A 21997-nucleotide genomic window follows, 5' to 3' on the forward strand; every position below is an offset into this window, starting at 1 on the left:
GATTAAACGTGCAAGTACTCGTTCGCGATAATAATGTTGACCAGGCGCTCCGTGCGCTGCAAAAGAAAATGCAACGTGAAGGCATCTTCCGTGAAATGAAGATGCGCGGCCATTATGAAAAGCCGTCGGAAAAGCGTGCCCGTGAAAAGGCCGAGGCTGTTCGGCGTGCTCGTAAGTTGGCACGTAAGCGTGCACAACGTGAAGGTTTGGTGAGCGGGCGCGGTTCTGCTCATTGATATTCGGAATTTTGCTGAAATTTTTTGCCAGATTTGTAGAGTTTACTCTCGTATGGTTTAATTTATTTCGGGAAAGACCAATTTATGCGAAACTGAATTTCGCCTGACTTCAAGTGGAGATGCGCCGTGCATTTCCACTTTTTTGTTATATCCAAGTCGTCAGACATGACGCATTTGACCCCGTGGAATTGTCTGTATCAGGATCGTGCCCGATGAAAAAATTGAAACTATCAGCAGTCTTTCTTTTTGCGGCTATCGCCTTGGCCGGTTGTACGTCTTCCAGCGGTGTTCTTGATCCTGAAGATGTTGCCCAGGGCTCGCATGAGAATATCTCTTCTCTGACAGCCGTTATTAAAGCCAATCCACGCGACCCTGACGGTTACAATGTGCGCGGCTCGGCTTATGGGCGCGCAGGTCGAAACAAAGAAGCCATTGCCGATTTTACGTCCGCTATAGCGCTCGACTCCAATTTCTATAAAGCCTATGCCAATCGTGCTTTGATTTATCGCAATACAGGAAATATGTCGGCTGCTATTGCCGATTATAACCGTGCTTTGGCAATCAACCCGAATTATGATGTTGCGTTGATCGGACGCGGCAATGTCTATCGTTTGAGTGGCAAGCTTGATCTTGCCTATAATGATTTCAACAGTGCCATTCAGGCTGGCACAACCGACGGACGTGCCTGGCATAACCGCGCACTTATCGAACAGGCACGCGGTGACCAGCAACAGGCCATTGCCGATTTCGGTGCAGCCATGTCGCGTCAACCCAATGCGCCTGCCCCTTATAATGGACGTGGCCTCTCCTACGCAGCACTTGGCGACTGGGATAATGCTTTTGATGATTTTAACGCTGCCATACGATTGGATGGCAGTAATGCTGAAAGCTGGTCAAATCAGGCAATGGTTTATGAACATCGTGGCGACAAGAAAAAAGCTTATGCTTCCTATACAAAAGCCGTCAGTCTTGACCCGGGTTTCAAACCGGCAAGAGAAGGCCAAAGCCGTACCCGCGGCTAATCATCGCCCGCGTCTTATATCGAATAGGACTGTAGTTACATAAAATTCGCAAGTTTTAAAAAACTGAAAGCCCGAACAGAATTTGTTGCGGGCTTTCGTTTTTATTTATTGCCAAAATTTTCGCTTTTTTGAACGATGCCATCCGTTTTTGTGAGTGGCATCAACAAAACAAAACTTTCCTACATTCTGAAACGGAAAATTGCTGCAAGCGATTGGTGATTGGGAATATCACTCTTGCGAACGGCTAGCACATGTCCACCATTGGCAAGAACGCGGCTTGCAATCTCGTCGACCACATTATAGGTATCCGGTCCCTCTTTGCCGAAACTAACGGCTCCAGTTGTTTCATCGACAGTCCCGTGAACCATTTCATCCATATCGGCAAGCAATGTATCGATCTGACCGATCGTAGCTGCACGGGCTGCAAGCGCAATATCTGTTGTGGTCCGTCCTTCCGCTGTCAGATGTTCGAAACGCGAACGGATATCGGCCACTTGCCGTTCATAATAACGGTCAAGAACTGGACGAGCGAGATCCCCGATTTCTGTCGGGTTTGCCCGATCAAGTCCGGCATTGACAATTTCTCCGATAAGGTTGTTGCCGCCATAAACCGAACGGAACGCATTGATCATTGCTTCATTTCCGCCAATAATCAAAGGAATATCCGGTCTCGTCAGATAACGACGCAAAGCTGAATCAATCAAACGGCAATATTGGGTCAACCGCACTGCACTATTGGAACTGATTCTCTCGTTACTGGTGCCGACAGCGCTATTGATGTCCTTGGGCATATCCGGCACTTTGACTTCGAATGGCTCGATATCACTTGCAATTTCGATAAGTCTTACTTTCGATTCTGAAATAGCCACCACATGAGCCGTATGGGCAAAGGTAATCGAACGAAGAAGCGGGCTCAACATGAACCGGTCTGCAATTTCAACAAATGATTTCAAACGGTTGGCAAGACGGAATGTCCAGATACGATCCGGTGTGGCAAGAACGGCGAGACTACGCGCCTGTTTCAACCAGAACTCTTCATAATCGGAAAGCCCTGTCAGAAGCGTTTCCAGATTTGCCAGACGCCGTTTATCTGTAAGGGATTGGGATTGTGCCAATGCCTCCTTCACTTGATTGGCATACTCAATTTTACTGGCACCAATTTCGGATGTAATCGGTGTCGTCGGCAAGTATATTGATACACATGCGTCGGCGCGCACCTCTCGTAATTTGTTAAAATCCGACATTGATGGAATATCGACATGCTGCATTGAGAAATCCCTTTCCTCTTTTGTTTACTCATTACTGATATGGGAACTCGACATGTCCAAAAACAAGACAATCAGGATTTTAATTTTACTTTTATTGAAAATTACACAACTTTTCCGGAGCCAAAGTCTATTTGACATGGAATTGGACAATAGAATTCGTTTTATGAAGCTTTTTTAAAGCAGCCTCGTATTTTGAAAAGCTCTATTTTTAAACGGCAAAAACGGTTCCGGATTTTCAAAATGAAAACGGAACTTTTTAAACCGCGCTATTTTTTAAGCAGGTCTTGCCTGCCCTGCGCGCGTTTTTATCAAGAGGCGGCCAATCCGGCCTGTTGGAAACAAGCCGTTTTACCTTGCCTCTCATAGTGTTGCGCAAAGGCCAAGTGTTGAGGAAAAGGTTAATGTTGAGGAAAAGGTTAATAGGCGTATTCCAAGAAAACCGGATCGACAGAACCACCCCAAACCGAATGGAATTTCGATAATAAACGTTCCGAATCGCATTTGCCTGTCATTGCAACTTCGAAAAGCGGATCCAGAAAACGCGTTTCATCATCGCCATCGACGTTGAGTTTTTTGCGGTTGGCAAGGCCTTTGCGCGAAATTTCCAGAGCCTGACGGGCAATTTCAAGAATGGTCGTATTCCGGAAAGGCGTCTTCAATCCTTTGATGGGAACAAGATTGCGCATAGCAAGAACTTCTTCATAGCCCCAATCTTTTGTCATCTCATAGGCACTATCGAGCGCTTCCTTATCATAGAGGAGCCCGACCCAGAAAGCCGGCAATGCACAAATACGCCGCCATGGACCGCCATCGGCACCACGCATTTCCAAAAAACGTTTGAGCCGCACTTCGGGAAATAATGTTGAAAGGTGATTGATCCAATCGCCCATATTGGCGCGGTAATCGTCAACTTTTCCCTTTAAAGCACCTTCCATGAATTGGCGGAATGTTATGTCGGTGCAATCATGGTAATGCCCGTCGCGTACAATGAAATACATCGGAACATCGAGTGCCCATCTTGCGTAATCGGCAAAACCGAAATTTTCATTGAATACAAAGGGAAGAACACCCGAACGCCGGTTATCGGTGTCGCGCCATATTTCGGAACGCCACGACATAAAGCCGTTGGGTTTTTCTTCCGTGAAGGGGGAAGTTGCAAAAAGCGCGGTGGCGATGGACTGCAATTTCATCGAAACCTGCATTTTGCGGCGCATATCGGTCTCGGATGAAAAATCAAGATTGACCTGAATTGTGCAGGTCCGGTACATCATATCAAGACCGTGCTTGCCCACTTTGGGCATATAGTTGGTCATAATATGGTAACGTGATTTCGGCATTTGCGGCGTTTCATCAAGACGCCATTTGGGGCTGCCACCAAGGCCTAAAAAACCGATACCGAGGGGCGCGGCAATTTCCTTGACCTGAGCAAGATGGGCATTCACCTCACGGCAAGTCTGATGAATTGTTTTGAGTGGTGCACCTGAAAGTTCGAATTGTCCGCCGGGTTCGAGTGAAATGGCACCGGCACCTGTCGGCTCTAACAAACCGATAATTTTTCCTTCATCCATTATCGGTTCCCACCCGAGCATCGCTTGCATTCCCTCAAGCAGGGCACGGATACTTCTTTTCCCTTCATAAGGGACAGGGCGGTTACCCTCGACAAAAAATGGAAATTTTTCGTGTTCGGTGCCGATTCGCCATTTTTCAGGTTCTTTCGAGCCTGCAGCAAGATAATTTACCAGATCTTCAAAACCGTTGATTGTTGTTTCATCTTCAATATCGCGCGCCATATCTCACAATTTCCAATTTGTCTTGATTTGATTCATCATTGAACTGTTTTCATTGCTCTTTCAAGTACCGCCTGCCTCACATTCGGTTTTGCCAGTCGTCACGCCAATCTCCCAATGTCGCATCAATAACCGCAAGGGCAGCAACCGCCGCAGTATCTGCACGCAAAATTCTGGGCCCCAATGGAATAGCGTGAACAAAAGAACAGCGTTCGAGTTGCGAGCGCTCCTCGTCGTTAAAACCGCCCTCCGGTCCAATAAGAACAGCAGCGGGAGCCGGTGGTAAGCTTCTCAAAATTTCAAGTGGATTTTGTGTTTCCGCTGCCTCATCACAAAAGATGAGATAGCGCTCCTTTTGCCAGTTATCCAAAAGTGCCGGTAACGTAATTGGTGAGCGGCAGGAACTTATTGACAAAATGCCGCATTGCTCGCACGCTTCAATAATATTGGCATGTATGCGCTCTTCATTGAGGCGGGTCACTTGTGTGAAATGGGTCATCACCGGCTGTAGGACAGAAGCCCCCATTTCTACCGCCTTTTGTATCATATAGTCGAGGCGGGCATGTTTGAGCGGAGCAAAACAATAGACGAGATCGGCAGGCTCGGTCTGCTCGCGTTCTTTGGCGACAAGTTCGAGCACTACAATTTTCTTTTTGATTTCATGAATTTTGGCGCGCCATTCACCATCTTTTCCGTTGAATAGCAGAACTTCGCTTCCCTCCCTCATCCGCAAGACGTTTTTGAGATAATGCGACTGGGTTTCATTCAAATCCAATTTTTCGTGGAGTGACAAAGGTTCTTTAACAAAAAGCCTTTGTAATTTGTAATTGGCGCGCATCACTTCTAACTTTCCTGACAGTTTTTTTAAATTCGGTTTAAATTCGGGAATGGCCTGACAATGTCCTGTTTATCCACGCTTTATAAGCTTTATGAAATATCCGCCCGATTTGAACATTCAAGCCGGTTTTCCGGCTATTTTGAAAAATCAAGATCAACAATATCGCGTGCGTATCAAAATTCGTAGTCACTTTTTACAGAAAGGTGACTAGAAAATTTCTAAAAATAAAACTAAATATGAGAAGAAACTACCTTCTCTCAACGCTGTCAAATTGGTGATCTCGTAGGAAAGCAGCTTTATAGTGTTATTCCGGACAAAGGAGAATTGTCTTTTTGCCCGCTTATTGTGTTTGTTTGAAAATATATGACTGTTAGCGTTAAACAACCGACTGTATGGGATGTCGTATTCTCGTTAAAAACTATCGCAGCGGCGGGTTTGGCTCTCTATATCGCCTTTTTGTGTGATCTTCCCAACCCCTATTGGACAATTACAGCCGTCTATATTGTTGCCCATCCTTTGTCGGGCGCTTTGACATCAAAAGCCTTTTATCGACTTCTCGGTACCGCAATCGGCGGTATGGCGACAGTCATTATTATACCGCATCTTATCCCCTCGCCGGAACTCACAACTTTGGGGCTCGCTCTCTGGCTTGGCGGTTGTTTGTTTGTCAGTGTATTGGATCGCAGCCCGCGCGCTTATGTTTCCATGCTTGCCGGCTATAGCGTCGGCATTATCGGATTTATGGTTGTTGACGCGCCGGAAACCGTTTTTGATTATTCGGCAAGTCGTGTTGAAGAAATCGGCGTCGGCATCATTTCTGCCGCGCTAGTTGGCCGCCTTATTTTTCCCCGCCATGCAGGGCCGGTTCTTGCCGAGCGTATTGATAAATGGCTGAAAAACAGCGCCGACCTTGCCATTATGTATATTAAAGGAAAAGGCAAAAGCGAAGACGCGTTGCAAAGGCGCCAACATCTGGCGATTGATGCTGTCGATTTGCGCGCTTTTACCACCCATGTCACTTATGACTCCTCCACATTGCCATCGACAGTGAACGCAATGCGTGTGTTACAAAGCCGCATGGTTTCACTATTGCCAATGGTGGCAAGCTGTAACGATCTCATCAACCAGCGCAACAAATTGATTGCAGACCAATGTGGCGGCAAGAGCAACAACACCAAACTTGACGAACTTATCGGGGAAACATCTGCATGGTTACAAACCCATGAACCGATGAAGCCGGAAGGCATTGCCCGTATCAAAGCTTTGAAGCAATCCGTATTGGATGATATTGGCCGCTCGAAAGTGTGGCTTGATCTCGTTTCACGCAATCTGACATTGCGCCTTGTCGATATTATGGAAATCTATTCCGACTGTCTTCATTTGCGCAACGACATCGTCAACGGCACCCAACATAAATTGCGTTGGCACCGTTTCGATTTTTTAGGAGAAGTAAGATCGATTCACTACGATTTCGGCATTGCGTTTCTTTCAGCTTTTTCTGCAATCCTTGCCATTTTTATTACTGTTACTTTGTGGCGTATGACAGAATGGACACAAGGCGCAACCGCTGCCATGATGACCGGTATTTTCAGCAGCCTTTTTGCAACCAAAGATGATCCTGTTCCTGCAATTCGCGGAATGCTCAAGCAAATTCTTCTTGTTCTTGTCATTGCCTTTGTTCTTCAATTCGGTCTTTTACCGCTTGTCGACGGCTATTTGCCGCTCATGCTTAGTCTGGCACTTGTGCTGATACCTGCCGGTGTCATGATGGCTATTCCATCAAAATTTGCCATGGGCATGACAATGGCGGTGAACCTGCCCAATCTGTTATTGCTGCAATCCCGCTTGAGCGGCGATTTTTATAATTTCATCAATATCAACACGGCAATGATTCTGGGAATTATTGTCGCAGCCGCAACAGCTTCCATTGTGCGTTCTGTCGGAGCCGAATGGAGTGCATTTCGTCTCATTCGTGCAAGCTGGAACGACATTATCGAAGTGGCGGAAAGACCTACAGACACCAAAGCCTATAACGAACTTTTGCACCGCATGCTTTACCGCTATGGACTGATTGCACCCCGTTATGCCCTGATACCGATTCATTCACCGGTTCGCCAGACCGACATTCTCAAAGATGTGCGTGTCGGGCTTGATACAATCGAACTGCAACACTTAAAAGAATCGCAAGGACCGACCAATCGCCAAAATCTTGCCAATGTTCTGGAGGAACTGGCATTCTATTACCGTGTAAAAATCAACAGTACCGATGTACCAGATGGCAAAGAATTGCTGGAAGCAATAGACACAACACTTGATTGGACGCTTGCTCTGCCTGATTCTGAAGATCACCAGAAAATCTCGTTTGCATTAACCGGTTTGCGGCAAAATTTGTTTGGTGATGCCGAACCTTACAAAGCAGTCTTGCCTCCAATTTTCAAAGGACATGACGCATGAACCCCGAGGTCGATATTTATGGTGTCTATATTCCGACAATCGGAATTCTGGCACTTGTCAGCTACTTTTTGAATGTTGCCCTCCAACGTTTCATCTTACGAAAAGGGCTGGAACGCTTCATCTGGCACCATGCGCTGTTTGCCGCAGCAAGTTATTTCATCATTTTGAGTATTCTATCTTTCATTGTAACGCGGATCTAACGGATATGAACAAGCTTATAGCCAATTCCGGTCGTATATTTTTCACCCTTGTCATGGCTCTGGTAGCCGGACTTCTCCTCTGGCAGTTATGGAACTACTACATGAACGACCCATGGACGAGAGATGGCAAAATCAGTGCCGATGTTGTTCGTGTCGCACCTGATGTTTCCGGCTTTGTAACCGAAGTCCATGTGGTTGATAACCAGCTTGTCAAACAGGGCGATGTTCTTTTCACAATCGATCAGGCACGTTTTTCTTTGGCTCTGGAAGATGCTCAAGCGATGGTTGACAATGCCAAAGCCGCTCACGATCAGGCAAAACGCGACCTCGAACGCGACCAGAAACTCGATGACAAAACCATCACCCGCCAACAATTGGAAACTGCTGCTATGCAGGAATTGCAAACTGCCGCCACTTTGCGTAAGGCAATCGTCCAGCTCGATACTGCAAAGCTTGACCTTGAACGCTCGACAGTTCGTGCTGCTGTCAATGGCAAACTGACCAATTTCTCGCTTCAACCTGGAGAATATGTCACGCAAGGTAAACCGGTTACGGCTCTCGTTGACACCGATTCGTTTTATGCTTCCGGATATTTTGAGGAAAACAAACTCGACCGTATTCGCATCGGCAGTCGTGCAACGATCCACATTATGGGCTCAAACACTGTTTTGACCGGTGTTGTTGAAGGGTTTGCTGCCGGCATTGAAGACCGTGAACGCACACAGACGACAAGCCTTCTTGCCAATGTTGCACCAACTTTCAACTGGGTTCGCCTTGCCCAACGTATACCGGTCCGTATCAAGCTTGATCCGGTCCCTGACAGTGTCCATCTGGTATCGGGGCGTACGATCAGTGTCGCTATTGAAGAAAAGAAGCAATAACCGGTTGATTTTCGTCAAGATTTTTCGTCACTTAACTGCAACAGATTTAACTTTTTTTTACTTTAATCATGGAAAAGGTTTGTCAAAGTGCTGTTCTTTCATTGTCGAAAAATAAACTTCGCTATATGACAACACACAATTTGATATTTACTAATCACATTTGATCGGAGAGATAAAATGTCAGCCAAGAGAGCCACTCTGGTGACTGTTGCAGCTCTTTTCACATTTATTGTTGTCGCTGCAGGTATTGGTTCGGTAGGTGCCGGAAATAACGAATTTATGACCAAAGACGGCTATGGTGTTCACAACACCATGCACCAATGACGAAATGAATTTCCGGAATGAACTCTATCCGGATGAAGAGAGTTTGAAAAAGGGGCCTTCTGGCCCCTTCTTTTTCATATATCGCGCTTGATCTTCGTATTTGTCTTTTCGTATTGAGAAAATCCTGATGAAAACGGTCGTCACTCCCCATCCGGAATAATAAATTCCCCTCGATAAGAAGATCTAAGCCACGACCGCTCAAGCTTGAACCTACAGGCAAGCAAGCTTGAATGAACGGGAATAACAAATTCGGATTGTGTGGCTGAACGTTCAGATAGCGCTGTCTATATTTATGAGACGATTTTTTCAAAACTGCAGATAGAAGGCTCCCGCTTCCCACATTTCCGGTTACATTTTTTCATCACAACACTATGCTGTCTCGTTAGAACCCTATGACGGTTTTGAAATAGCCTTTTGAATTTATGCCCTTTTTCCAAAGCCGTTTCAGGCTCGTCCGTGCTTGCTTCAGGTTAATCTCCGTATCACCGGAGCCAATCGGTAACAGTACAGCCCCCCACAAAAGAGAGAACGCTTATGGATATTCAGCACGAATAGCAACATAGTGCTTAAAAATTCCGACTTTTCTGTTCCTTCCTTCCCCTAAGCGGAAAAAACGAAATACGAAAGAGCATTCGTAAGCAGGAAGAATCTATTCAGACAATTTTTGGTAAAAAACACTACGAATACGGATAACGGCAAAACAGCAGAAACAACGATATTTAAGCCCGTTAAACCCCGTTTAATAAAGCGGCGCCACAAAAGGCGCCACTTTTATCATGTCAATACAGTGGAAATTTCAACCTTGAAATTCGGCCGGATTTGGTCCCAATCGGCCATCGACTTTATCAAGGGCTGCAATCGCGTCATGATTGGCAGCGGTAAGCGCAAAGTCGAATATATTGAAATTCTCGGCCATACGTTCCGGTGATTGCGATTTCGGAATAGCGATTGTGCCCATTTCGATATGCCAACGCAAAATAATTTGTGCGACAGTCTTATGATGTTCATCGGCAATCTTTTTCAACACCGGATCATCAAAAAATTGCCCCCGACCGAGTGGTGCCCATGCTTCTGTCAATATATTATTCTTGTCGTGAAATATGCGTAATTGCTTTTGTTGAAAATGCGGGTGCAATTCCACCTGATTGACCGCGGGAGCAACACCGGTTTCCTTGATGAGGCGCTCAAGATCGACAATACGGAAATTGCAAACGCCGATTGAACGAACGCGGTTTTCCTGTTTGAGCCTGATCAAAGCTTTCCACGTTTCTACAAAAAGATCACGTGCTGGCAACGGCCAATGAATAAGATAGAGATCAATTGCATTCATATTGAGCCGTTTGGCACTTTCTTCAAAAGCGCGCATCGTATTGTCATAGCCTTGGTCGCTATTCCACACTTTGGTGGTAATAAAAATATTTTTGCGTTCGATACCTGAATCAGCGACACCAAGCCCGACACCTTTTTCATTGTCATAAGCTTTGGCTGTATCAATGTGCCGGTAGCCTGTCTTTATTGCCTGTTTAACAGCATCTCTGGTATCTTGTTCGGGAATTTTAAAAACCCCGAAGCCCAATTGTGGAATGGACAAGCCATCATTCATCTTAAGCAAGGGAACCGATATTTTTTGTGATAATTCTGGCATCTATTGTCCTTGAATCTCCTGTTAAAATGAACTTCGCTCCACATGCGTTAGCAACGCATATGGATTATTCTTCAATGGTCATCATAATGCATAATCCCTTGAATTGACAGCAAGGGAAAAAAGCTTTTTCATAACAAATAAAATTGATAGCCATATTTTAATTTTAAAAAACAAGAATTTTCTTAATTATTCGTCAAAAATGATTAAAAAATAAAATAAAAACAATCTATTTATAAAATTATTTTTACACCTTTTCCATCATCATTGGCACTCTATATTTAAAGAAAATTGTTTCAATAAAATATTATTTTAAAATTTCATAAAATGAAATTTTCAGGCTCACGCACCGGTCCATGATATGAAGCAGATTTGCGAGCCTGTGCCCCTCCTATTTCTTTTACTGTAACTCAAAAAAGTCGAACCGGTTTCACAAAAACTTTCGAAAAACGATTTGTTCAGATTTTTTAATATCGAAATAGGAAATCTTTATCGCATAAGCTCACTCGATCAGGGTCTCTCCATGATGAAATTCAATAACGGCAACTATCGGGATGAAGCCATATGCAAAATTCGTCAATTTTTCTATTTTACAGAGCGTAAAATCGGACAATTTTGCTATTCTTTCTCCCTTCTTTAACCGGAGCTGACAGATACGGGAAAGCTCCACCCGAAAATGTGAAAGGGAAAATAGGCCTCTCGGATATTTTTAATTGGCTCATCGCTTGACTGTTATTCAAGCGATTCCGGTCAATCTTTTTGTCCAGTCTTCAATCTGGTGACTGTCCAGTCTTTTTTGTGCAAGAGATCGCCAGCTCGGCGATAATTCTTCAAGGGACGCAATTTGTGATAATTCATCATAATCATTGCGTGTCACGTAAAAAGCCTTCCATATCCGATAAATAGTCCAATCTTCGTGACGTCGTTCGAGGAGTTCAAGCTCGTCTTGCAGAGTGACTTCACCCTCCTCTAAAACACGATAATACCAGCCTGTTCGCCCGCTCTTTTGTGTGCGCAGTGACATATCGGCTATACCGAACCTTACATTGAGCCGAAAACATGGTTGTCTTCCTTGAGAAACTTCAATGATTGCCTTGCCTAACCGGAATATATCGCCAACCGCGATATTTTTTTCACTCACGCCTGACGTTGAAAGGTTTTCTCCAAAGGCAGTCGGCGTTTCAAACACCACTTTATGCCCCAATTCCTTCTGCCAATATGCATAATGGTCGAAATCATAATGATGGACTGCCTTTTCCGGACCGCCATGATGTTTCTTGTCTGCCTGCTCATCACCGATAAAGCCGGTTTTGGTGAGTAAAAGCGGCCTATCGACCGGTTTTTTGTCGATTCCGCTTTGTAAGTTGTCAGGCCCGATAGACTTGATCGGTCCGACAGAGAGTGCCAAAAGTTTTACCATTTTTTGTCCCGCCAATTCCGTAAAAAGGCCTTTTAACAAGCCCGATAGTGCGGTTTATCGATCTTCGGCGATTTCGTTATCTTTTTCAAGATCAATCCCGTCATCAGGAAAACCATTTCCCGATAACAAGAAATTCAAAGGTTTAACCAAGCTATTTGCAACGCAGGTGACATCCTGACACGAGGCATCGGAACGAGGAACTTTTTCAAGTACCGAATGAAGCTTGATCTGATAGCCCTTTTTCTTAACCCCATCATTTTGCAGATCGGCTTTTCCTTTTGCCAGAAGTCGCCAATTGCCGATAAACATAGAAGATTTGTCGATAAGCAGATTTTCATCGGTAATGGTTGATTCGATATCCCAGCGGTCGAAACCGGTAGAAACATTATCGGATTTTTCTATGTGGGTTTTATCGTCAGAGCTTATGGCTCTCCGGATCGAATGAATGTCATAACCTTTAAGAGTGCCCGATGACATATTCAACGTCAAATGCCCCTGCATTTTGGAAAGTACGTCCGGCCAATGGGTGAACGGTGCATGCATTGTCAATATGAAACCGGTTTTGGCAATAACCGGAAAGGGGCGTTGAAAAGCTTGTGCTATTGACTGGAGATCAAGCGAGTTTCCCGATATGCGCCCTTCAATACCGGCTTTGTCATTATCGCGACTGATCTGGATATTTGATTGTATGGCCCCGCCAAAAGCGTTGGCATTGCCAAGATCGAATATGCCTTTTCCATTTCTGATCTGGATAGCGGCAGCAAGATTATTGAGAGTGACGTTGCCGAGTTTTGCTTCCGGTGCCGACATCCGTATATCAAGGCCGATGCGGTCAAGAACAGAAAGATCAAGAAATTCGTTTTTCTCTTCATCGGGGAAAAACGTCGCAATTAATGTATCAAGATTGAGCCTATCGAAAGCAAGCGACCCGCTTACAAGCGGCAAGTCATCCTGATAGCCGGTGGCCAAAGCGCCACGCGCATTATCTTTGTCAAAACTGAAAATGATATTGTTGAATTGCATATGTCCGGGTTGGGCAGAAAAATCCGATTCCCAAACCAGCGGGGCCTTCAAGCCCTGTCCCAACAACTGGTGATAGCCCAACCAATCCAGAGTTTTGTTCCAGCCTGGCGAGCGGGCGGAAAGCCTGCCGTCGAAAATATAATTGTCCGAAAGCCGCCCCTTTCCTTCAAACGTAATACCGCCACTTAAAGAATTGAGACTGGCTCTGAGATCACTCGTACCGCCGGACAACAATATCAGCGCCTGCATAGCATCGATACGTAAATCGGTCGCCTGCCCGTGCCATAACGCGTTGGCGCGAAAACTTGCCGCCCTTGTTGATTCGGGCCATTCGACAACGGCATTAAGAGCAGTGATTTTTTCAGCCATCCCGCCAAGACTTTTGCGATAAAGGAGTTCGCCATTTTCAATAACAATCCTGCCGAAAGGCTGGTTGAGAAGGCGTGTCGTATCCGGATGATCGGGATTTTTTTCCACAATTTCGCGCGCTTCACGAACTGCTGATCCTAGACTTCCCTGCGAACGGGAAAGAGTGTCGAAAAAATCCGCAACTGTTTTGACCGGTTCTTCCATAACAAAATGCGGATTGATGATGCGGGTCTGCGAAAACGAAATATGCCCGAGCAAAGCATCAAAGAGTGATAAATCGACCTCAATACGCTCCGCCTCCATAAGTGGAGCGGCTTCATCATTCATCGGCGTGAGCGTAACGCCGGAAAGTGACGCTTTGGGATAGGGAAAAAGATCAAGGTGCGGAGCTTCACGCAATTGCACATTATAGCCGGTCCAGGCACTGAGATCCTGCGCCAGACGAATCCGGATAGCATCGGTCGAGACGACAAGCGGCAATAACAGGAAAATTGCCACGCCGACAATAACCAGCAAAAAAATCAGAGCGCCGACATATTTTACGATTTTTTTGTGCACCTCGTCCCTTTACTCTCTATTAACCATAAAAGAATAAAACCGAATTACATTTCGGCTTCCAGTGAAAAGCTTGTTTCTGAAATGCCCTTGTTTAAATTTTTGCCGGGTCTTTTTGCCCGGCATTTTTTAGATGAATTTTGACCGCACGACAATAACAATGGTTAAAAACCCGCCTTTATGCCCCGCTTAGCTCAATAAACATTTGGTTAGCGCAATAGACATTTGGCTAAAAAATGCAAAATTGTGTCATTGCGGCGAATACTGTGTCTTGGCAGTTCGTAATCCCCTTCATTTCCACGTGCCCGTGATTTGATGGTTGTTACAGCAAAATGATAACCGGCTGCTTTCACTATTTTGCGTATTGCTTCATTTTCATCGCCAAATGGATAGGCAAAAGAAACAAGCGGCGCCCCGAGCTCCTCCTCGAGCTTTTGCTTGTTTTCGACGATCTGACGTTTTGCTTCTTGAAGTGGAATATCTTTCAAATGCAGGTGGTCATTCGTGTGGCCTCCCACTTCATGTCCATGGGCGGCCCAGTCTCTCATTTCATCAAATGTCATGATTTTATTGCGTTCCGAACGCTCGTTATCCCATGAATTATCAAGCCCCATATGGGAGGAGACAAAAAAATTCGTGGCACTGAACCCCAATTCGTCGAGAATAGGCATAGCGTCCTGATAGACAGATAAAAAACCGTCGTCGAAAGTAATGGCTGCAACTCTGTCTTTTTTTTCACCCCGAATATAGGGCATTGCCTCTCGGAGAGACAAACCTTTAAAGCCAAGCCGCTTCAGAACGCGCATTTGTTTGGCAAATTTTTTAACAGTTACGTAATTCGAACGCCCCGGAATTCCCGCTTTGGGTGGCATTCCAATGTGATGATAAAGAAGAATGGGGACAGCCATCTCAACCTTCCTGACGTTTTGATAAAGCCCTGATACGATGCCGATAAAGCGGACGTGCTATTTCACGGTAAAGGCGGGCAAAAAGCGAATGTTTACTTTTTATTGTCGAACCACCCAGTTTCGCAGAAATTTCACGAACCACCGGCGGTAAAATAACCTCGGGATGAACACCGGTTTTCCAATAAAGTTGCTCGCTTGTGTCGACCGGCCGATCGAATATTCCGGTTGCATCAAGAAGTTTCTTGGCGGCATTGCGCCCGACAAGCTGGGCAACCTGCCCCAAACCGGTTTCTGTTGGCCTGATCAGTTTAATGTCATCTTTTTCGGCAATTATTTTACCGGTCTCGCGCAACCGGAAAGGAAAACGGATGAAACTGTCGCAATTACTGTTCTCAACTGCGAAACGGAAAACTTCATCAAATCGCTCGTCGAGGGCAACATCGTCTTCAACCACAAAACCGGCATCTAACCTCTCATCAATTATTTTTTGCCAGGCGAGCCTGTGGGATAAAAAACACGCAATTTCATTTTTGATAATGTGAAAGGATAATAAGGACGATAGAGCTTTTTTTGATAAAAGCGATGAATTGTTTGATCATCCAGAGAAAGACTATCTATCGCATTTAAAACAATTGTCGGACATGGGAGATATTTCTTCAAAAGCGCTACCTGACTTTCCCGTTCATTTGCCCGTTCAAGATGAATAACAAGTGCTTTAATGGTTTTTAATGAACCGTTCATAGTTATCCTGAAAATCCGACAGCGGAACCGACAAGTTTTTTGTCATAATACGGATTGCATGAAAAGAAAACAACGGCGATCAATCACGCATGTTACAAGAAATGGCATGTTCCCTCGTCTATACGCTCACGCACCCATTTTTCTTCTGATGACCAGGCATGATGCTTCCATCCCTGCCAGGTAAAACCGCAGATAAAAATTTCCCATTCCGACAAATCGAACTGTTTCAAACAATCCCAAATGCCGAGATAGCCGGTCGATGGAAACCATTCCTTGAGTTTATTGCCTTCAATGCCGATTTCAGCACAAGCTTCAAGATAGAACTGCGCGGATTTTATCACCACATCCTTGCTCGCCCCGCCAAAAACTTTGATAGCCTTATCGGTCCAGTCGAGCCTTCGATGTTTTAACAATTGCGAGCCCAGGCGGGGACGTGCAAAATAAGTCTTCATAATATAGGGATGATAGACCAGCGTAATGAGCTCGGCCTGCTTAAAAAATTTGTATTCCAGAAAAGAATGATCTTCAAGTTTCTCCTGCATTGGCTTGCCGGAGTTGCACATCATCAGACAACTGGTCTTTGAACCACTCCAGCCATCAAGAAGTCTAGGACGATTGAAGCGTAAAACATAGTCTGCGCTATCTATCTCTTCCGACAAATCCCTCGGTAAATCGGCATTTCCAACAACGATGAGTCGTCTTTTTTGAGTACCCATAAAGCCATTCCCAAGTTTGACGCTTCACGTCCCCGCTTTTAAATGACCGCATACAAGCGGTAATTTACTGTTTTAAATGGCAGAATAATAGAAATTTAATTGTCGGACGCAAGAACTATTCGCCGATATTTTAGGAGAATTTTACACTATGTTGCTTCTGCACTTTTTTCTTGGGTTACGGAAAAAACGGCTCATGATTTTACGCTGTTATTTACCTTTAATGTTTCGTCATGATATTCACCCGACAGCCGCAACCATTCGCGTGCCGCATAGGAAAGGTGACTATTGCTACGCCAAATCAATGCCATATGCCATTCAATGATTGTGTCGGTTATTTCAACCATTTTAACATTTTTGACATTACGTTTTTCAGCAATCATACGGGGTAAAAAACCAACTCCCATTCCCGCTGCCACCAGACCAAATAAAAAATCGATCTGGCTTGAGCGCGCCGAAACGACTGGCGACAGTCCTTTTTTATGAAATGTTTCAATAACAAGCGGTGTCAAAGCAAATTGGCTGGCAAAAAGCACAAACGGATATTCGGCAAGCTCTTTGGCTGTGATTGTGGTTCGCTCTCCGGCAAGACTGGCCGGCATTAACGCAACAACAGGATCATTACGAACATCTTGATAATCGAAGCCGCTCGCAATTGGCACCAGAGAACCGGCAAGTTCGATTTCGCCCTGCCGCACCAGCTCTTCCAGTTTTTTGCTCCCGTGTTCGACTATATTGATATCAATCTGCGGGTGTGAGGACGTATAGCGGGCAAGAACGGGAGCAAAAAGCTCCGAACTGCCAATAGGGGGAAGTCCTATTTTCAAAATACCCCGTTTTAGCCCCTTCAATTCGGCAATTTCGCGTTCCATTGCCGATTCTTCGGCAAGAATTCGTTGGGCATGGCGAAAGACATATTCGCCTGCCGCTGTAAGCTGCATTTTTCCTTTGTTTCGATTGATTAATTTGGTTCCATACTGGCTTTCGAGCTGGGCCAGGGATTTACTGATCGTCGATTGCGTCGAGTTCAGAACTTTCGCGGCCGAGGAAAAGCCGTTCTGGCGTATAATTTCGACAAAGGCTTCAAGTGTTCTTATTTGCATGACTATTCTATATCAGAATAGTCATCATGAATTCAATTCATTTTACGAATGACACAGCATCACTTATCTAACGCTTTGTCAGGAGTATAAATTAAATGATACATCGTCTCTCTATTCAAACACGCCTTCTTTTCCATCGCAACATATTTGCACAGATGGGACTTTTGTGCGCATTCTGGATTGGTGGCGAGGTCATTACCTGGGCACTGAACCTACCGATTCCGGGCGCCATTATCGGTATGGTACTCGCACTTCTTGCGCTAGCTAGCCACAAGCTCAGCATATTAAGCATGAAACGCGGTGCGGATTGGCTCATTGCCGAGATGCTCTTGTTTTTTGTTCCAGCCGTTCTTGCCCTACTCAATCACAAAGAATTCATCGGCTTGTTAGGGATTAAAATTCTGGTTGTTATTCTGGGGGGTACCTTTGTTGTTATGAGTATCACCGCTTTGACAATAGATCTTTGTTACCGCTGGATGTTAATGCGCCATGTCAAACATTGAAGCAAATCTTGAACAATATATGGCCGATATCGAGCTTTATACCAGTCCGGTTTTCAAAACGGTTTTCTGGTCGCTCGTTACCATCCTTCTCTATATGGCGGCTAAAGCATTTTACCGTCGTTTTTCTTATTGGTGGCTCACACCATTGGCGGTGACGCCGCTTCTTTTGATGATTGTTGTCGTCTTGCTTAAAGGCGACTACGCCCATTACATCAAAGCTACCCATTGGCTGGTTGCTATTCTGGGGCCGGTCACCGTTGCCTTTGCCGTACCAATCTGGCAGCAACGCCGCATCATCGTTAAAAACTGGTTTATTCTTACAATCGGTATCATCGTCGGTTCTTTTGCCTCAATGTTGTCGGCCTGGGGGCTTGCAACACTTATGCAACTTGATCCGACTTTGCGGCTCAGTCTTATGCCGCGTTCGATCAGCACACCTTTTGCCATGGAGGTTTCGGGCGATATTGGCGGCATTCCGGATTTGACAGCTATTTTTGTTGTTCTGACGGGTGTTATGGGCGCTGCACTCGGTGAAGTGATTGTCAAATATTTGCCCCTACGCTCGTCTCTTGCACGTGGTGCTCTTTTCGGTATGGGGGCACACGGAGCAGGCGTCGCCCGTGCCCACCAGATGGGGCGCCAAGAAGGGTCGATTGCCGGCCTCGTTATGGTGATGGTTGGCATTGTCAATGTTCTGCTTGCGCCAATTCTGGGGTGGCTTCTGAAATAGAACAAAAAATATGCGGTTCTTTATAAAAACCGCATATAATTTTTTTGCCCCGTGTTCTTAGCCGGTCATACAATTTTTCTTTATAGCAAAACACATTGATAAGGGGTTTTGGCTGTTCCGGTAACGCGCGAATTTTTGCCCCCACGTTTATTTTGCACATTTTTTTGATAAAAAAGCTTCCCGTCCGCTCAAAATACGCGAGAATCTTCATTCGAATTTTTACCGTAGGACAGCATCGCCTCATTATTTGGCCGCTTTAACGGAGGGAGGCCTATTTTCTCTTGCTCTTGCAGCCGAACTCGCTATTTTCCAACTCCTCTGTGTCAAATGCGTACAATCTTGACACAATGACCTGTTTTATTTCAGGAAAATGCTTTAAAGCAGAACAAAAAGCCGAGTGAAAGGATTCCTCTATGGCCAATGTGATCGACGGGAAAAAACTTTCTGAAGACATCCTTGCCAAAGTAAAACAAGAAACTGCTGTTTTACGTGAACAACACAATATTCAACCGGGTATTGCGGTGATTATTGTCGGAGAGGATTCTGCCAGCAAGGTTTATGTTGCATCCAAGGAAAAACGCGCCGAAGAATGCGGTTTTCTATCCAACAAATATGAACTGGATGAAAAAACCAGCGAGTCGGATTTGCTTGCCCTTGTCAAGGAACTGAATGAAGACAAAAATATCCACGGCATTCTGGTGCAATTACCATTACCGGCGCATATCAATGCCGATCATGTCATCCAGACAATTTCGCCGGATAAAGATGTTGACGGCTTCCACTATATCAATGCCGGAAAACTCATGACCGGTGCAATCGAAGATGCATTTATTCCCTGCACACCCGCCGGTATTATGTTCATGATCAACCATGGTTTGGGTAAAGATCTTTCCGGCCTTGATGCAGTGGTCGTCGGCCGTTCGAATATCGTAGGAAAACCTGTTGCAGCGCTCCTTCTTGCGGCCAATGCAACAGTAACGATTGCCCATAGCCGCACTCGCGAAATTGATGATGTCTGCCGCAGTGCCGATATTCTCGTGGCAGCGGTCGGTAAACCCGAAATGATCAAAGGTGACTGGATAAAACCCGGTGCCACGGTCATTGATGTCGGCATCAACCGCATTCCTGCACCTGAAAGAGGTCAGGGTAAAACCCGTCTTGTCGGTGATGTCGAATATCAAACCGCAGAAAAAGTGGCAGGCTTCATTACCCCTGTTCCGGGTGGTGTCGGGCCTATGACAATTGCCATGTTAATGGCAAATACTTTGAAAGCGGCTTGCAAGGCAAATAATTTGCCATTGCCAAAATTCTGATTGGGTTGCGATATTTCCTTCAAAACATTTACTGACTGAATGTCATTTCAGAAGATCAATAAAAACGCTCCGGAACAATCAAATCCGGAGCGTTTTTTATGACTATCAAGCTTTAAACCAGCTATTTGCGCAAAGGACCAACAACAACGCTCGCTCCTTGATCGGCCCGCCCGACAAATTCGCGGAAGACACGGAAAAGCTCGCGTCCGGTACCGAATTCATGTGCTGAAAGATCAGGGTGTTCAATCGGTCTGTTGTTGAACTCCTGTTCATTGACAAGAATTGTCAATGTTCCCTCATTGGCATCAAGCCGGATCATATCGCCGTCTTTCAACCGTGCAATCGGACCATTATCAAGCGCTTCCGGTGTGACATGGATGGCAGCCGGAATTTTTCCGGATGCGCCGGACATACGACCATCGGTTACAAGGGCAATCTTCTGCCCGCGATCCTGCAACACGCCAAGAACCGTTGTCAGTTTATGCAATTCCGGCATACCATTGGCTTTTGGCCCCTGATAGCGCACAACGGCAACAAAATCCTTGCCATCAAGTTTACCGGCTTTGAAAGCATCTTGAAGTTCCAGTTGGTCATTGAAAACCAGAGCCGGTGCTTCGATCAACCAGCGTTCGGGTTTGACTGCCGATACTTTGATAATGGCAGCGCCCATATTGCCGGAAAGCACACGAATGCCGCCGTCCGGTTGGAAGGGTTTACGCCAACCGGTGAGTACTTTTTCATCGCCACTTTTTTCCGGTGCCGGTTCACGCACAACTTGCCCGTCACTTCCCAGTTTCGGCTCGGTAGCATAAGCATCCAAGCCCTCGCCGAAAACTGTGCGGACATCATCATGAACAAGACCCGCTTCAATCAATTGTTTGATGACAAATCCCATGCCGCCTGCGGCATGAAAATAGTTCACATCGGCAAGACCATTGGGATAAACGCGCGCGATAAGCGGAACAACCGATGAAATTTCGGCAATATCGCCCCAGTTGAGATCAATACCTGCCGCATGTGCCATAGCGATCAGATGAATTGTATGGTTGGTCGAACCACCAGTCGCATTCAACCCGACAATCGCATTGACAAATGACCTTTCGTCGATCATCGCACCGACCGGCGTATATTCATTGCCAAGAGCGGTAATCTTGAGAGCGCGCTTTGTTGCTTCCCGCGTCAACGCATCGCGTAACGGAGTATTGGGGTTGATGAAAGCAGCTCCCGGCATATGAAGCCCCATCATTTCCATCATCATCTGGTTGGAATTGGCAGTTCCATAGAAAGTGCAGGTTCCCGGCCCATGATAGGATGTCGCTTCCGATTGTAGCAATGCCTTGCGGTCAACCTTGCCTTCGGCATAAAGCTGGCGGATTTCGGCTTTTTTGTCGTTGCCCTGACCGGTTGTCATCGGGCCTGAAGGCACAAAAATTGCCGGAATATGCCCGAAGGTCAAAGCGGCAATGACAAGACCCGGCACAATTTTATCGCAAATACCAAGATAAAGTGCAGCATCAAATACATCATGCGATAAGCCGACGGCTGCCGCCATAGCAATCACATCGCGTGAAAAAAGCGACAGTTCCATACCGGTATAACCTTGGGTAATGCCGTCGCACATTGCCGGAACACCGCTTGCAACTTCGGCTACACCACCGGCCTCGCGCGCTGCAGCCCTGATAATTTCAGGAAAAGCTTCAAAAGGCTGATGCGCAGACAACATATCATTATAGGCTGTGATAATGCCGATATTGCCGACAACGTCTTCTTTCAACCGCTCTTTATCAAGCGGTGCACAGGCAGCAAAGCTGTGCGCCTGATTGGCACAGGCAAAAAAGCTGCGACGCGGGCGATTGCGTGCGGCATGGTTTATCCGGTCAAGATAGATTTCGCGACTTTTCTTTGACCGTTCGCGAATCCGGTCTGTCACGGCAGCAATAGTGCCTGAAAGAGACATGTTCTCTATT

Annotated in this window: 19 protein-coding genes and 1 pseudogene; 9 read left to right on the top strand and 11 right to left on the bottom strand. The window is 45.7% G+C overall.

The genetic code is table 11. The features are described 5' to 3' along the window. Positions 1 to 8 precede the first annotated feature (8 nt). Positions 9 to 236: a 30S ribosomal protein S21 gene (gene rpsU, locus BBC0178_RS09870; RefSeq protein WP_078040049.1), complete on the top strand. Its 228-nt coding sequence runs from the start codon at positions 9 to 11 to the stop codon at positions 234 to 236. A gap of 212 nt (positions 237 to 448) precedes the next feature. Continuing rightward, entirely contained in the window at positions 449 to 1258 is an 810-nt protein-coding gene (locus BBC0178_RS09875) for a tetratricopeptide repeat protein (protein ID WP_078040050.1), read from the top strand. Positions 1259 to 1437: 179 nt separating this feature from the next. Here the strand turns inward: BBC0178_RS09875 and BBC0178_RS09880 are convergent, their stop codons facing one another. The 3 genes from BBC0178_RS09880 to BBC0178_RS09890 all read right to left on the bottom strand — a co-directional run bounded on the left by BBC0178_RS09880 (position 1438) and on the right by BBC0178_RS09890 (position 5151). After that, the gene (locus BBC0178_RS09880) at positions 1438 to 2526 is read right to left on the bottom strand and encodes a baeRF11 domain-containing protein (protein WP_077972786.1); all 1089 of its coding nucleotides are present in this window, start codon (positions 2524 to 2526) and stop codon (positions 1438 to 1440) included. Between the two features lie 416 nt (positions 2527 to 2942). Then, on the bottom strand, positions 2943 to 4316 hold the full coding sequence (locus BBC0178_RS09885) for a glutamate--cysteine ligase (RefSeq protein WP_078040051.1): 1374 nt from the start codon (positions 4314 to 4316) through the stop codon (positions 2943 to 2945). A 76-nt stretch (positions 4317 to 4392) separates the two neighbouring features. After that, positions 4393 to 5151, bottom strand: coding sequence for a 16S rRNA (uracil(1498)-N(3))-methyltransferase (locus BBC0178_RS09890; protein ID WP_078040052.1), 759 nt, complete (start codon positions 5149 to 5151; stop codon positions 4393 to 4395). 363 nt (positions 5152 to 5514) lie between these two features. On the opposite strand from BBC0178_RS09890, the gene BBC0178_RS09895 reads away from it, so the two are divergent. From BBC0178_RS09895 to BBC0178_RS11905, 4 genes are all read left to right on the top strand, one after another. Next, entirely contained in the window at positions 5515 to 7605 is a 2091-nt protein-coding gene (locus BBC0178_RS09895) for an FUSC family protein (RefSeq protein WP_078040053.1), read from the top strand. After that, entirely contained in the window at positions 7602 to 7805 is a 204-nt protein-coding gene (locus BBC0178_RS09900) for a DUF1656 domain-containing protein (RefSeq protein WP_077972790.1), read from the top strand. Before BBC0178_RS09895 ends, BBC0178_RS09900 begins: the two co-directional genes overlap by 4 nt. 5 nt (positions 7806 to 7810) lie before the next feature. Further along, positions 7811 to 8686, top strand: a complete 876-nt coding sequence (locus tag BBC0178_RS09905; protein WP_078040054.1) for an efflux RND transporter periplasmic adaptor subunit — start codon at positions 7811 to 7813, stop codon at positions 8684 to 8686. A 177-nt stretch (positions 8687 to 8863) separates the two neighbouring features. Beyond that, on the top strand, positions 8864 to 9010 hold the full coding sequence (locus tag BBC0178_RS11905) for a hypothetical protein (RefSeq protein ID WP_188317729.1): 147 nt from the start codon (positions 8864 to 8866) through the stop codon (positions 9008 to 9010). A gap of 796 nt (positions 9011 to 9806) precedes the next feature. Here BBC0178_RS11905 and BBC0178_RS09910 read toward each other — a convergent pair. From BBC0178_RS09910 to BBC0178_RS09940, 7 genes and pseudogenes are all read right to left on the bottom strand, one after another. Further along, positions 9807 to 10634 carry an aldo/keto reductase gene (locus tag BBC0178_RS09910; protein WP_078040453.1) on the bottom strand — a complete coding sequence of 276 codons (828 nt, stop codon included), beginning with the start codon at positions 10632 to 10634 and terminating at the stop codon, positions 9807 to 9809. Positions 10635 to 11388: 754 nt separating this feature from the next. After that, complete coding sequence (locus BBC0178_RS09915; RefSeq protein ID WP_078040055.1) at positions 11389 to 12072, bottom strand: MOSC domain-containing protein; 684 nt, start codon at positions 12070 to 12072, stop codon at positions 11389 to 11391. Positions 12073 to 12126: 54 nt separating this feature from the next. Beyond that, the gene (locus BBC0178_RS09920; RefSeq protein WP_078040056.1) at positions 12127 to 14022 is read right to left on the bottom strand and encodes an AsmA family protein; all 1896 of its coding nucleotides are present in this window, start codon (positions 14020 to 14022) and stop codon (positions 12127 to 12129) included. Positions 14023 to 14228: 206 nt separating this feature from the next. Next, positions 14229 to 14927 (bottom strand): polysaccharide deacetylase family protein, encoded by a 699-nt coding sequence (locus tag BBC0178_RS09925; protein ID WP_078040057.1) that lies wholly within the window; start codon positions 14925 to 14927, stop codon positions 14229 to 14231. 1 nt (position 14928) lies between these two features. Then, a pseudogene (locus tag BBC0178_RS12285) lies at positions 14929 to 15668 on the bottom strand (glycosyltransferase family 25 protein). A gap of 92 nt (positions 15669 to 15760) precedes the next feature. After that, entirely contained in the window at positions 15761 to 16384 is a 624-nt protein-coding gene (locus BBC0178_RS09935) for a glycosyltransferase family 29 protein (protein ID WP_078040058.1), read from the bottom strand. 191 nt (positions 16385 to 16575) lie between these two features. Beyond that, positions 16576 to 17484: a LysR family transcriptional regulator gene (locus BBC0178_RS09940; RefSeq protein ID WP_078040059.1), complete on the bottom strand. Its 909-nt coding sequence runs from the start codon at positions 17482 to 17484 to the stop codon at positions 16576 to 16578. A 95-nt stretch (positions 17485 to 17579) separates the two neighbouring features. Here BBC0178_RS09940 and BBC0178_RS09945 point away from each other — a divergent pair, with 95 nt between their 5' ends. The 3 genes from BBC0178_RS09945 to folD all read left to right on the top strand — a co-directional run bounded on the left by BBC0178_RS09945 (position 17580) and on the right by folD (position 20030). Further along, complete coding sequence (locus tag BBC0178_RS09945) at positions 17580 to 17987, top strand: CidA/LrgA family protein (RefSeq protein ID WP_077972810.1); 408 nt, start codon at positions 17580 to 17582, stop codon at positions 17985 to 17987. 19 nt (positions 17988 to 18006) lie between these two features. After that, positions 18007 to 18717 carry an LrgB family protein gene (locus tag BBC0178_RS09950; protein WP_077973636.1) on the top strand — a complete coding sequence of 237 codons (711 nt, stop codon included), beginning with the start codon at positions 18007 to 18009 and terminating at the stop codon, positions 18715 to 18717. 413 nt (positions 18718 to 19130) lie between these two features. Then, positions 19131 to 20030, top strand: coding sequence for a bifunctional methylenetetrahydrofolate dehydrogenase/methenyltetrahydrofolate cyclohydrolase FolD (folD, locus tag BBC0178_RS09955; RefSeq protein WP_078040060.1), 900 nt, complete (start codon positions 19131 to 19133; stop codon positions 20028 to 20030). A 121-nt stretch (positions 20031 to 20151) separates the two neighbouring features. On the opposite strand, the gene edd is transcribed toward folD, so the two are convergent. Further along, the gene (edd, locus tag BBC0178_RS09960) at positions 20152 to 21987 is read right to left on the bottom strand and encodes a phosphogluconate dehydratase (RefSeq protein WP_077972814.1); all 1836 of its coding nucleotides are present in this window, start codon (positions 21985 to 21987) and stop codon (positions 20152 to 20154) included. Positions 21988 to 21997 lie beyond the last annotated feature (10 nt).

It is taken from the genome of Ditibartonella apihabitans (genome assembly GCF_002007485.1).
GTDB lineage: Bacteria > Pseudomonadota > Alphaproteobacteria > Rhizobiales > Rhizobiaceae > Bartonella > Bartonella apihabitans.